Genomic DNA, 11,759 nt, shown 5'->3' with positions numbered 1-11,759 from the left:
TGCCGGCGCTGGATCCCGACTCCGTGCGCATGGTGCTCTACACGTCGGGCACCACGAGTCGCCCTAAAGGCGTGCTGCACACCCATAACTCAATGCACGCGCTGATCTGCCAGATCCGCGAACATTGGATGATCGCGCCGGGTGACACCTTCCTGGTGCCATCGCCGGTCGCCCACATCGGCGGCTCGATATACGCCTTCGAATGCCCACTGCTGCTGGGCACCACCGCGGTGTTGATGGACCGGTGGAACGCCGCGGAGGCGGTCACGCTGATGGACTCGCAGCGGTGTACCCACATGGCCGGTGCGACGCCGTTTCTGCAGCAGCTGATGTCGGCCGCCGAGCGCGCCGGCACCCGTCTGCCGGACCTGAAGGTGTTCATCTGCGGCGGCGCGTCGGTGTCGCCGTCGTTGATCCGCCGCGCCGCAGGGTATTTCGATCGCGCGGTGATCACCCGGGTGTACGGCTGCACGGAAGTGCCCGTCGCGACCGTCGGTGCTCCCCGGCCCGACGAGGCCGGTGCCGCGGCGGACACCGACGGCCGGCCCGGGATCGCCGAGATCAAGCTCGTCGCCCATGAGACCGCGCCCACCGGTGACGGGGAGATCTGTGTGCGCGGCCCGCAGATGCTGCAGGGTTATCTCCATCCCGAGGATGGCGCCGAATCTTTCGATGGCGCAGGCTTTTTCCGCACCGGCGATCTCGGACGCTGGGTCTCATCCGGCTCGCAAGACGAGTACCTGGTGGTGACCGGCCGCGCCAAGGACGTCATCATCCGCAGCGGCGAAAACATTTCGGCCAAGGAGGTCGAGGACCTGCTCGCCGAGCATCCGGGCATCGCCGAGATCGCGGTCGTCGGGCTGCCCGACGACCGTACCGGAGAGCGGGCCTGTGCGGTGATCGTTCCCACCGGTGTGGCGACCCCGGATGTCGCGAGTTTGCTTGCGCTCTTGGTGAGCAAGGGCGTCGCCAAATTCAAGGCGCCCGAACAGGTCGTGATCTGGGATGCCCTGCCGAAGAACGACGCGGGCAAGGTTCTCAAGCATCGGATCCGCGCGGCCTTGGTGCAGGAGTTGACGAAGGATGGGTGAGATGCAGGTCGCAATCGTCACTGGCGCGAGCAGCGGTATCGGCTTGGGGTGCGCGACGAAGCTCGCCGAGATGGGCATGGCGGTCCTCGGCACCGGCCGCGACGAAGGTCGGCTGGCCGAACTGGCAAGGGCGGTCGGTGATCCGGATCGCGTCGCAACGCTGGCGGTCGACCTGACCGATGACGACGCGCCGGGCCGCATCGTGGATCTCGCGGTCGACCGGTGGGGCCACATCGACTTCCTGATCAACAACGCCGGAGTCGGTAGCCCCAAGCCGCTGCACGAGACCGACGACGAAACCCTGGACTACTTCCTGGGTTTGATGCTGCGGGCACCGTTTCGGCTGGCGCGCGACGTGTTGCCACACATGGGACCCGGGTCGGCGATCATCAACGTCACCTCGACCTTCGCCGTCGTCGGCGGCCTGCGCGGCGGCGCGTATTCGGCCGCCAAGGGCGGCCTGACCGCGCTGACCACCCACATCGCCTGTCAGTACGGCGCGTCCGGCATTCGCTGCAACGCCGTCGCCCCCGGGGTGACGGTGACGCCGATGGTGGAGAAGCGCTTGGAGGACGAGCGATTCCGCAAGATCAACACCGAGATGACGCCGCATCAGCGGTTGGGCCGCATCGACGACATCGCCAGCACAGTCGCCTTTCTGTGTTCGCCGGGTGGCAGTTTCATCAACGGCCAGACGATCGTCGTCGACGGCGGCTGGAGCTCGACGAAGTACCTCTCCGAGTTCGGGCTGTCGTCGCGGTGGACCGAGCGATGAATCTGTTCGCCATGCTCGACCAGGCCGCGAGCCGGTTCCCCGACCGCGGCGCGCTGTACGTCGGGGAACGCCGGGTGTGCACCTGGATCGAGTTGCGGGACCGGGCGTTACGGCTGGCCGCGTCGATCCGCGGGCAGCACGGCGCGGGCGCTCGTGTCGCGATCGCGACCCACAACCGCCCCGAGATCGTCGAGCTGATGTTCGCGATCTGGGCGGCCGAATGTGTCGTCGTCCCGATCAACTACAAGCTGCACCCGCGCGAGATGGCGCAGATCCTCGAGGACGCCGGCGCCGCTAGGGTATTCGCGTCGTCGGCCATCGGTGCCGAGCTCGCCCCGATGACCGCGGCGCCCACGGAAATCCTTGATTCCGAGGACTATTCGCGGCGGTTCGCCGTCGCCCCGGCGCGGCCGCCGCGCACGGACCCCTCGGCGCTGGCGTGGCTGTTCTACACCAGCGGAACCACCGGCCGGTCGAAGGGGGCGATGCTCTCGCACCGCAACCTCACGGCGATGACGGTCGCCCACCTCGCTGACATCGACGATCCGGACGAGAACTGCAGCCTGGTGCATGCCGCGCCGATGTCGCACGGCTCGGGACTTTACATCCTGCCGTACACGCTGCGCGGTGCGCGGCAAATCCTGCCCGCCTCGGGCGCATTCGATCCCGACGAGTTCCTCGACCTCTGCGCACACCACCCGGGCGCCAGCGCGTTCCTGGCGCCGACGATGGTGCAACGGCTGGTGGATACGGGCCGCGGCCGCCCGGCCAATCTGCGGACGATCGTCTACGGCGGCGGACCCATGTACGTCGAAAGCCTGCGCAAGGCGATCACGGCATTCGGTCCGATCTTCGCGCAGATCTACGGGCAGGGCGAATCACCGATGACCATCACCGGACTGCGCCGCGCCGATCACGAGTCGGACGACGACGCGATCCTGGGATCGGTCGGGTATGCGCGGTCGGGCATGGAGGTCGCGGTGCTGCGCGCCGACGGCAGCCCGGCGCCCGTCGGCGAGATCGGCGAAATCGTCTGCCGCGGCGACGCGGTCATGTCCGGATACTGGCACAACGACGAGGCGACCCGCAGCGCGCTCAACGACGGCTGGCTCTACACCGGCGATATGGGTTCGTTCGATGGGCGCGGTTACCTCACCCTGCGGGATCGGTCGAAGGACGTCGTCATCAGCGGCGGCAGCAACATCTACCCGCGGGAGGTCGAGGAGGTGCTGCTCGAGCATCCCGGCGTCGCCGAGGCGTGCGTGGTGGGCACCCCCGACGAGGAGTGGGGTGAGGTGGTGGTGGCGTTCATCGTCGGCGCGGTCGAACCCGCGGCGCTGGACGCCCATCTGCTGGAGCGCATCGCCCGCTTCAAACGGCCCAAGCGTTACGAATTCGTCGACGAGTTACCGAAGAACAGCTACGGCAAGGTGCTCAAGCGTGAACTACGGGCGAGCCTGGCGCGCTGAGCCCCGCCACGCCACGAAAGGGAGGTCGCAAATGAAATGTCGTGCCGCTGTCATCCGCGGGGTCGGCCAGGATTGGGAGATCCGCGAGATCGAGCTGGACCCGCCGCACGCGGGTGAAGTCATGGTCCGGATGGCTGTCGCCGGAATCTGCCACTCCGACGACCATCTGTTCACCGGCGACGTGGTCCCGACGGCCGAGGCGATCGCCGCCAGCGGCCAGCCGGCGCCGGACTGGTTCCCGCTGCTCGGCGGGCACGAGGGTGCCGGTGTCGTCGAAGAGGTGGGGTCCGGCGTGACGTCGGTGCGGCCGGGGGACCATGTGGCGCTTTCGTTCATTCCGGCGTGCGGTAGTTGCCGCTTCTGCGTGAACGGCCAGAGCTACATCTGCGACATCGGGGCGAGCCTGTTCGTCCGGGAGATGCCGACCGACGGAACCTGCCGGCGGCACCTGGGCGACGAAGACCTGCTGGCCTACGGGCAACTCGGCACGTTCGCCGAATATGCGGTGCTCTCGGAGAGGTCGGTCATCAAGATCGACGACGCTATCCCGTTCCATGCCGCTTCGCTCGTCTCGTGCGGGGTCAGCACCGGCTGGGGCTCCGCGACGGTCTCGGCGGGCACCGAACCGGGCGACACCGTCGTCGTCCTCGGCGCCGGTGGTGTCGGGATGAACGCCCTGCAAGGGGCGCGCGCCGTGGGTGCGAAGTACGTCGTCGCGGTGGATCCGGTTGACTCCAAGCGGGATTCGGCCAAGATCTTCGGCGCCACCCACACCGCCGCCTCCGCGCAGGACGCGATACCGCTGGTCAACGAGATCACCGCGGGGCTGATGGCGGACCGCGTCGTCGTCTGCCCCGGCGTGGTGCATGTCGACTTGCTGCCGCTGGCGATGGCGCTGCTGCGCAAGGGCGGGGTCTGCGTGCTCACCGGCATCACCCCGTTCACCGAACCGCCGGTTCCGCTGGTGCTGCAGGAGATGACGCTGTCGGCCAAACAACTGCGCGGCGCGCTGTACGGCGGGATGAATCCGCGCACCAGTGTGCCGATGCTGTTGTCGCTGTATCAGGCCGGCGCGGTGAAACTCGACGAGTTGGTCACCCGCCACTATCGGCTCGACCAGATCAACGAGGCGATGGCAGACCTGCGCGAGGGCCGCAACATTCGCGGCGTCATCGATTTCGCCGGCGTGTGACCACGGGCGCGGACTCGTCCCAGCGGCTCAACCGGACTCGAAGTGCCCGCGGATGCCGGCAAGCATCTTGACGTGCGCCTTGACCGCTTCGCGGATGGTCACCCCGGCCAACAGCCGCGGGGCGGCGATCGAAATCCGCTCGGTGATCCGGGTGCCGCCGTCGACCGGATCGAAACTCACCGTGCCGCGCAACCGGACCCCGGGTGACTGGTCGGCCTCGGTCAGCACGTCGCCGCTGACGGGCACCCGCAGCCGGGCGTGATACCCGGTGCGAATGGTGAACGGCCCCAATGGGATCCGGTCGACGACGCGGTAGGCCTGCTGATAGCCGTCGGGGGTTTCGCTGCGGGACACCGTTTCCACGGACACGATCAGCGGATGCACCAGCTTGATGTTGTCCAGATCCACGTAGAAGCCGCGGACGGCGTCGGGTGGCGCGGGCACGTGTTCGCTCAGTGTCCGGTCGGCGTGGACGAACACCAACGACCGTGCCCGCGAATGTAACGTCACGGCGACATTCTGCCGGTTTGTTCGCCGTGGCGTTACGCTCGGCGCGGGTCAGCGCCAAGCCGACCGCACGTAACGGTCTATTCCCTCACTTGCGGAATTGACCTAACGTGTCATGGATGGAGGCAGATGTAACTCCGGAGTCGGTGTCGGTCGAGAACTTGCACTCGGGCGACCCGATCACCGATTGTGGTCAGCGGTACATAGTTCTCGAATCGAAATCCTTCAGCGATAGCTGCGTGGTGCTCGAGCTGGAGTCCAGGGTGGATCACCAGCTGCAGGTCATCGAGAAGTCCTTCCCGATGGGATACCAGGTAGGCAGGGCGAACCACCGAATCCTGTAGCGAATTCCCGTCGCCCGAATATTGCGCGAGTAGCCGGTCGACGGCTACCGCGCTTTCGTGTTTTCGGGCTTCAGATTTCGCGGAGTGGCCGGATGTCGTTGCGATCCTCGCCCGTTCACTGGAAGGCGATGACGTGGGCCAGGCCATCCTTGTCGATGACGACGCACTGGTTAGGAAAGCCGAAATGGTCGCTCACGGCGCCGCCGGGCGGGAACAGGGCCTCCGAAATAGGTGACAGTTCCCAGGATTGGGTTTGGCCGCTGAAGGTGTACTGCATGACGCGGCCGTCGTTGTCGACGGCGAAGCCGACCACCTCACTGTTGTTGCTGGCCAGCGCAGCCACGGGCCGAGCGGTCGTGGGGAAGCTCGCCCCCGCGAGCACGTCGATTCGCGGGGAGTCGAACTCGGTCTTGGCCCGCATCGAGATCACCGTGAGCGCACCGGCGGCGTTGACGGCGAAGGCACTCCTCAGCGGCGCGAGCACCGGCTGCGGGGCACCGGGCGGCCGGAAAGTCACCCCTGCCAGGTCGCTGATGAATGCGCCCTGGGCATAGGCACCCGGCGGGGTCACCGGCTGGGTCGCCCAGCCCTGGTTGGGCGCGCGGAAGATGCCGGTCAATCGGCCCTGGGTGTCCACACAGAAGGCGGTCTGAACATCGAAGACGGTCGGCTTGCTGATTCGGGCGCCCGGCGGGAATGCCGGCGCGCCGACAACCGGACGCACGGACGGCGGCGCCGGGGTTTCGCTGATCACAACCTCCATCAGGGTTCCGTTTGCGTCGATGGCCAGTGTCGACAAGGTGCCGGCGGCGACCTCCATCGGCATGGTCATCGGCTGGCCGGCGACGAACTTCGCCCCGGCGACCGCCTGGATGGTGGCCTGGCCGAACGGCTGGGCCGCCGGCAACCAGATCACCTTGAGCACACCGTCGGCGTTCACGGTCAGGCACACCGAGACGAACGGGCGGGTGACGTGACCGCCGGGCGCGAACCCGCCCCCGCCGAGCTGGGCGATCTGGTTCGGTGACTGCCCGCGCGGCGCCCACACGACGGTGAGCGCGCCGTTCACATCGACGGCCAGCAGCCCGTCGTCGGTGGCGTCGAGTTCGGTGATCTGGTTGGCGAAGCCGCCCGGATGGAAGCTGGCCCCGGAGACGGTCGACAGGGCCTGGCCGTTAACCGGCAGCACCGTCATCCGGCCCTGGTTGTCCACCACGACACCGTTGGGGCTGACATAGGCGTCGACGGGGAACATCGCGCCCTTGGTGTCGATCGTGCTCGTCTTCCAGCCCGGGCCCGGCGGGGTCACCGGCGCCGGCGGTGCCGGGGCACGGGTGAAGACGATGGGCTGCGGCTCGGTCAGCGGCGGTGTGCATTTCTGCGGGTCGAAAAATTGGGGCGAGTCGAATTGGCCCTTCGACAGCCGCACCGCGTGGTCGATCACCGCGTTGATCAGCGCGGTGTAACTCGCCGACGCGGCGGCCAGCACGGCGTTGGGAGGAAGGCCGGTGAAGAATTGGGGGTTCGTCCGGGCGAAATCTGCGTCGTTGCGGGATTGGATGTAGCGCATCTTGTGGTCGCGGGCGTCGGCGAGGGCGGCCCGGAAGTCGTCGCGCTCCTCGGGAGTAGGCAGGGGCAGGGGCAGCGTGTCGTAGGTGGCCACCTCGGTTTCGAACGCGACCGGGTTGTCCTTGGCGATCTGCGGGAATTGGTGGTAGCGCGCGGCAATCTCGTCGATGGTGACCGTCGGGGAGATGGTCTCTCCGCTCCCGGCGCGTTGATACATCGTCGCGGTGTATTCCGATCGGGTCGCGGCGCTGGTGTTGGCGGTGTTGAACTGTGCTTTGAAGTCCGCCGAGGCGACCAGCATGTCGGCCGCGGCGTTCAGTGAGGTCGCCAGGTTCGTCTGGGTCACCGTCGACTGGGAGGTGATGCGGATGACCGCGTAGAACTCGCCTCCGGTCTGCAGGCCGCGCACGAAGCTGTCGCCGAACGCGCGGGTGAAGGTATCTTCACCCTCACTCGTGTTCAGCAAAGCTGCGGCATCCGGTTTGACAACGAAGTTTTGGCCGCGGGTCAACGGATTCTTCACCACGCATCGAGCAAGTAGGAACGTCGAGGTCGAGTTGATGTTGGTTTGCTCGGAGAAGCTGGCTTTGGCTGAGGCTGAGAAGAACTCGTAGCGGCCTTGCAGAGAAAAGGACATCGACATCTTGTCCATGAGTTCTTCCTGCGAGTTGACGATGGTGATCTCCGCAGTTACTTCCTGACCGGAGGCGGCCGGATCGGCGCCGACGGTGAAACCTTGCAGGGCGGTGCCCACGGCCTGGCCGGTATGGCTGTTGAATCCCATGCCGATCGATTCGTTGTGAAATGCCAGCGTCCGGATCTGGTCGATCGGTGTTGCGGCGGCGGTGGTTTCAGAACTGGTCATGAGTACTCCTGGTGGGTGAACTGAAAGTGAGGCGTGGCCGGCGTCGTCGGATGTCGTGCCGGTGAGCTAGGGCTGCGCGGCGACCGAGCATTCGCCGACGATGACGTTGCCCAGATCGATCGGGCCGGATCCATTGATAACCAGGCTCATCCGGTAGTCGCCCGCGGGCAGGTTGAACGTCAGCGACCGCATCGCGCTCTGCCCAGGCAGCAGCGGATCACACGACAGTGATTGGCTGTCGCCGCTGCCCTGATCATCGAGGTCGAAGATGTCCTGGTAGTCGGTGGAGGTGTCGGCGCCGACATTCTTTTCCTGCCAGAAGACGGTGAAATCGCCGCCAGCGCAGGGATTTACCGGATCGGTGACGAAGGTGACCTGCTGGTCGAAAACGATGGTTGCGGGCACGGCTGTCGCCTTTCGGGGCTTGCAATTCGCCAGCGGTTGGCGTGCTGGTTGCCCTCGATGCTGTCCGCACCCGCACTTCGGTCGATAGCGTAGTGCGCTACTCGGTTCGGGCTCTCAGGCGGACAGACCGGCGGCATCCAGGACCGCCCAGAGCACCTCGGGATGGCGGATGTCACTGTGCGCGCCGCTGAACGCCGACTGGTTGGCGCAGATGATCTGGTTGCTGTCCAGCGCGTAGAACTTGCCGGACTCAAACCCGTATCGTGAGCCCACTGGCGCCAGTGGCACCTTGATGGGGGCGGGGTCGCGCTGATATCCGTCGTGGCCCATCGCTCCCCACCGGTAGGTCAGGTCGGCCGCGGACTCGCTGTCTTGGCGGCTGAGCATGCTCGCCGTCGGATACCACCATCCGACGGCGCGGTCGGCGGCGGTGAACGTCGACAGCAACGGACCGTCGACCCGGTCGCCATAGCCGGATAGGGCACCGGAGCGGCCCGGGTCGAACGGCAGGGTGTCGGCGAAGCTGAAGTGGGAGAACGCGCCCTGGATCAGGGTCAGCGACTTCACCGGACTGTTTTCGCCGGTATGCCCGTCGCCGAGGCCGGCCAACGCGTAGGACACCAGCCGCGCGCCAAAGCTGTGGCCCATCAAATGAATCCGCAGCGTGGCGTCACGCTGTGCCAGGTCGGCCAGCAGTGGGCCCAACCCCTGTTGACCGACCACACCGGCCCGGTTTTTCATCTCGTAATAGCTCAGGGTGCGCAACACCTCCCGGGCTCCCGACCACATGGTCGTGAACGGATTGGCGCCGCCCATGGCGCCGCTCGCGGCCTTCGGCGCCATCGCGCCGGCGTAGGACAGCACGGTGGCAGTGGGATCCTGGAGGAACGCGTTTTCGCCGAGGTCCTCCACCGCGTTCGACTGCGTTGTCACCAAAGCGCCGGCCAGCGTGTGGAATTGGCTCAGCTTGTCCGGGTCCTGCGGCTTTTGGTCCAGCAGCGCGCCCATCGTGGTCAGGTCCTGCTGTTGCTCGGGGAAAGCCGGACTCAGGGCGGTCGCCAGTTCGGCGCCGGTGGATGGTACCGGCTTGGCGGTGACGGGATCGTCGTCGGGGAATAGCAATGAGGGCCAGATGATTCCGGCTGCGGCGCTGGTGGCGGTCCGGGCCCCCAGCTGGTCTGCGAGCAGCCCGAACATCGCCGCGTACAGGTCGCGGGCGGAGTCGACGCCGTTGTTCCATCCGTGAGAGAACACGAACAGGTCGGTGATGCCGCCGGCGGCGATCACCTCCGGCAGGCCGCCGGCACCGGCGCCGGTGGCTGTGTTGAGGCTGCCGTCGGCGTTGAAATCGACTTCGTAGTAAGGCAATCCGTGGATGGTTGTCATGGCGTTGAACCTCGGCTTCGGCTAGACGTTGGACAGGGCGCGCATGAGGTCGATCAGACCGGCGCCCTGGTAGAACTCGTGGCGGCCCAAATCGGTGGCGCTGTCCATGAGTAGTTGCTTGATCAGTTGCGGCTGTCCGATGTATTCGGTGCGGGCCGACATGAACGCCGCGATCGCCCCCGACACGTGCGCGGCGGCCATCGATGTTCCGCTGTCTTCGCGGTAGCGGGCCAGGTGCTTGGGGTTGTGCGGCTCCAGAACGTCCACGCCGGCAACGAACGAACCTGTCGCGGCCGAGGTAATGCGCTCACCGGGAGCCACCAGGTCCGGCTTCTTTCGCCCATCCAGCGTCGGGCCTTTGGAGGAATCGAAGCTGACGCCGTAGGTGTGCGGCTTGTAGCGATGCACCGAGCCCACCGTGATCGCCGAGGCGGCGTTGCCCGGGTCGGTGATAGTGGACAGTTGGCCCCGAACATCGTTGCTGGGTCCGCTCAGCGTTCCGGCCGCACCGGCGTTGCCCGCACTCACCACGACCGCCACCCCGGTGGCGGCGAGCAGATCGAGCTCTCGGCAGATCGGGCTTTGACCGGCCGCGCAGTCCGAGGGCGGCCAATCCGAACCCAGCGAAAGATTCACACCGTGGATTTGGATGCTGCGGCCGCCGGAGTTGACGCGGCGCACCCAGTCGATCGCGTCGAGCACCGCGCTGGACACCGTATTGCCGTCGTCATCAAGCACTTTCAGGCTGACCAGCTTGGCCTGCGGGGCCACCCCGCTCAACACGGTTCCCGGGTCCAGGGTGCGCAGGGCCCACCGCGGCAGGTCTTGATCGGTCGGTTCATTGGATGCGATCAGCAGTTCGTCGTGGTCGGGCGCCACGCCGGCGATGATGCCGGCAATGTGTGTGCCATGCCCGTGCACGTCGGTCAACGGCCCGCCGCGTGTAGTGTTGCCGATGGTGAAGTCGCGGTGCCACTGCTTTACCAGCGGGTCGGTGAGGTTGCCGTAGCGGGCGAAGTGCGGATGCCGGGCGTCGATGCCGGAATCCAGCACCGCCCACACGATGCCGTTGCCGGCGCAGCCGTAGGTGCGCACGGCGGCATCGGCTTTGACCGTGGTGACCGAGCGGTCCAGGTGGCCCCGCAGCACATAGTCGGGCCAGATGCGGTAGATCGACGGGACTCCGTGCGGTGAGCGGCTTTCCGCGGCCGCAACGTCGGCGGCGGCCAGGGCCCGCATCTGATCGGTGGTCAGCACGCATCGCCAGTAGTGTCGGGCCACCAACGTCGGCGCGGGCGGTGCCGTGGGCCCCGAAAACACGGTCCGCCACAGGTTTCGGAACCGATCGTTCACAGCCTTCGCGTTGTCTCCGGGGTTGAACCGCAACTCGAGGAGGACCATGCGTGTGGTGACCTTCGTGTCGTCGTCGACATGCGTCACCGTCATCGTCGCCTGCTGAGGCGTCAGCTGCTCTGGCGCCTGCACCGCCATCGGACTGATCAACGAATTGGTCGGCACCCGACCGGCCTCACCGGCTTCCATCGCCGCACCCCGCTATCGCAACGACGTTCCGTCGGATGGACATCGCTCCTCCTCTCACCGGCCGGTCGCCCCGAAACACCTGAGCGGCGATACCGCCCGCCACGGCGACTCCCATACCGCCGGTGATCCTTGTCTAGCAGGTCGATCGCCCTCACAAGCAACTTTGCATCCAAGCCCGCAAAGCCATAGCGACACCAGCGCCGAGATCGGCACCGCGGCATGACGCTATCGGTGGTGATTGACCGATCTCGATCATCGTCCGGCCCGGGGCCGGTTTCACGGGTAGTCGACTACTCGATGTGCGCGCGGTGCGCCGCGGACGCCGGCGATGACCCAGCCCGGTGAGGTCAGGATCGCGCAGCAGGACGACCCGCGCGTAGCGGCGCCCATCACGAAAGCGCCGGTGGCCGTGGATGATTCGGTTACCTTCCGACTGCGTATGTGGGGGACAGTTGTCCGCCCGGCAGGTCGGCAATACCCCGAATCGATACCACTCCAGCCGGAACGTCCCAGCCGGTCCGGAGGACATCGCCGATGGAGTAGTCGACTACCCGTGAAACCGGCCCCGGGCCGGACGATGATCGAGATCGGTCAATCACCACCGATAGCGTCAT

General features: G+C 66.7%; 10 protein-coding genes. 5 read left to right on the top strand and 5 right to left on the bottom strand.

Annotated features, from left to right (window positions below):
- From A5646_RS11295 to A5646_RS11280, 4 genes are all read left to right on the top strand, one after another.
- A partial coding sequence (locus tag A5646_RS11295) for an AMP-binding protein (protein ID WP_156765580.1) occupies positions 1-1,091 on the top strand: 1,091 nt, incomplete at its 5' end.
- The gene (locus A5646_RS11290) at positions 1,084-1,866 is read left to right on the top strand and encodes an SDR family NAD(P)-dependent oxidoreductase (protein WP_082976136.1); all 783 of its coding nucleotides are present in this window, start codon (positions 1,084-1,086) and stop codon (positions 1,864-1,866) included. The genes A5646_RS11295 and A5646_RS11290, both read left to right, overlap by 8 nt.
- A complete protein-coding gene (locus tag A5646_RS11285; RefSeq protein ID WP_197505168.1) occupies positions 1,863-3,335 on the top strand; it encodes a long-chain fatty acid--CoA ligase in 1,473 nt (490 codons plus the stop codon). The genes A5646_RS11290 and A5646_RS11285 overlap by 4 nt, the downstream gene beginning before the upstream one ends.
- 31 nt (positions 3,336-3,366) lie before the next feature.
- Entirely contained in the window at positions 3,367-4,527 is a 1,161-nt protein-coding gene (locus A5646_RS11280) for an NDMA-dependent alcohol dehydrogenase (RefSeq protein ID WP_066871316.1), read from the top strand.
- A gap of 27 nt (positions 4,528-4,554) precedes the next feature.
- Here the strand turns inward: A5646_RS11280 and A5646_RS11275 are convergent, their stop codons facing one another.
- A complete protein-coding gene (locus A5646_RS11275) occupies positions 4,555-5,037 on the bottom strand; it encodes an SRPBCC family protein (protein ID WP_067021741.1) in 483 nt (160 codons plus the stop codon).
- Positions 5,038-5,153: 116 nt separating this feature from the next.
- Between A5646_RS11275 and A5646_RS11270 the strand changes: the two genes are divergently transcribed.
- Positions 5,154-5,378 carry a hypothetical protein gene (locus A5646_RS11270; protein WP_066871322.1) on the top strand — a complete coding sequence of 75 codons (225 nt, stop codon included), beginning with the start codon at positions 5,154-5,156 and terminating at the stop codon, positions 5,376-5,378.
- 115 nt (positions 5,379-5,493) lie between these two features.
- Here the strand turns inward: A5646_RS11270 and A5646_RS11265 are convergent, their stop codons facing one another.
- The 4 genes from A5646_RS11265 to A5646_RS11250 all read right to left on the bottom strand — a co-directional run bounded on the left by A5646_RS11265 (position 5,494) and on the right by A5646_RS11250 (position 11,145).
- Positions 5,494-7,812 carry a hypothetical protein gene (locus tag A5646_RS11265; RefSeq protein WP_067021739.1) on the bottom strand — a complete coding sequence of 773 codons (2,319 nt, stop codon included), beginning with the start codon at positions 7,810-7,812 and terminating at the stop codon, positions 5,494-5,496.
- A 66-nt stretch (positions 7,813-7,878) separates the two neighbouring features.
- Positions 7,879-8,217, bottom strand: coding sequence for a hypothetical protein (locus A5646_RS11260; protein ID WP_066877979.1), 339 nt, complete (start codon positions 8,215-8,217; stop codon positions 7,879-7,881).
- 114 nt (positions 8,218-8,331) lie between these two features.
- Positions 8,332-9,603, bottom strand: coding sequence for a serine/threonine protein kinase (locus A5646_RS11255; RefSeq protein ID WP_066877981.1), 1,272 nt, complete (start codon positions 9,601-9,603; stop codon positions 8,332-8,334).
- 21 nt (positions 9,604-9,624) lie between these two features.
- The gene (locus A5646_RS11250; protein WP_067021737.1) at positions 9,625-11,145 is read right to left on the bottom strand and encodes a S8 family peptidase; all 1,521 of its coding nucleotides are present in this window, start codon (positions 11,143-11,145) and stop codon (positions 9,625-9,627) included.
- Between the last annotated feature and the right edge of the window lie 614 nt (positions 11,146-11,759).

The organism is Mycobacterium sp. 1245499.0, assembly GCF_001673615.1.
Lineage (GTDB): Bacteria > Actinomycetota > Actinomycetes > Mycobacteriales > Mycobacteriaceae > Mycobacterium > Mycobacterium europaeum_A.
This window is presented reverse-complemented; position numbering and strand designations above follow the sequence as displayed.

Excerpts from the sequence above, each read along its gene's own strand:
- A5646_RS11285 (WP_197505168.1), top strand. The coding sequence starts at position 1,863 with ATGAATCTGTTCGCCATGCTCGACCAGGCCGCGAGCCGGTTCCCCGAC.
- A5646_RS11265 (WP_067021739.1), bottom strand. The coding sequence starts at position 7,812 with ATGACCAGTTCTGAAACCACCGCCGCCGCAACACCGATCGACCAGATC.
- A5646_RS11290 (WP_082976136.1), top strand. The coding sequence starts at position 1,084 with ATGGGTGAGATGCAGGTCGCAATCGTCACTGGCGCGAGCAGCGGTATC.
- A5646_RS11255 (WP_066877981.1), bottom strand. The coding sequence starts at position 9,603 with ATGACAACCATCCACGGATTGCCTTACTACGAAGTCGATTTCAACGCC.
- A5646_RS11250 (WP_067021737.1), bottom strand. The coding sequence starts at position 11,145 with ATGGAAGCCGGTGAGGCCGGTCGGGTGCCGACCAATTCGTTGATCAGT.
- A5646_RS11270 (WP_066871322.1), top strand. The coding sequence starts at position 5,154 with ATGGAGGCAGATGTAACTCCGGAGTCGGTGTCGGTCGAGAACTTGCAC.
- A5646_RS11280 (WP_066871316.1), top strand. The coding sequence starts at position 3,367 with ATGAAATGTCGTGCCGCTGTCATCCGCGGGGTCGGCCAGGATTGGGAG.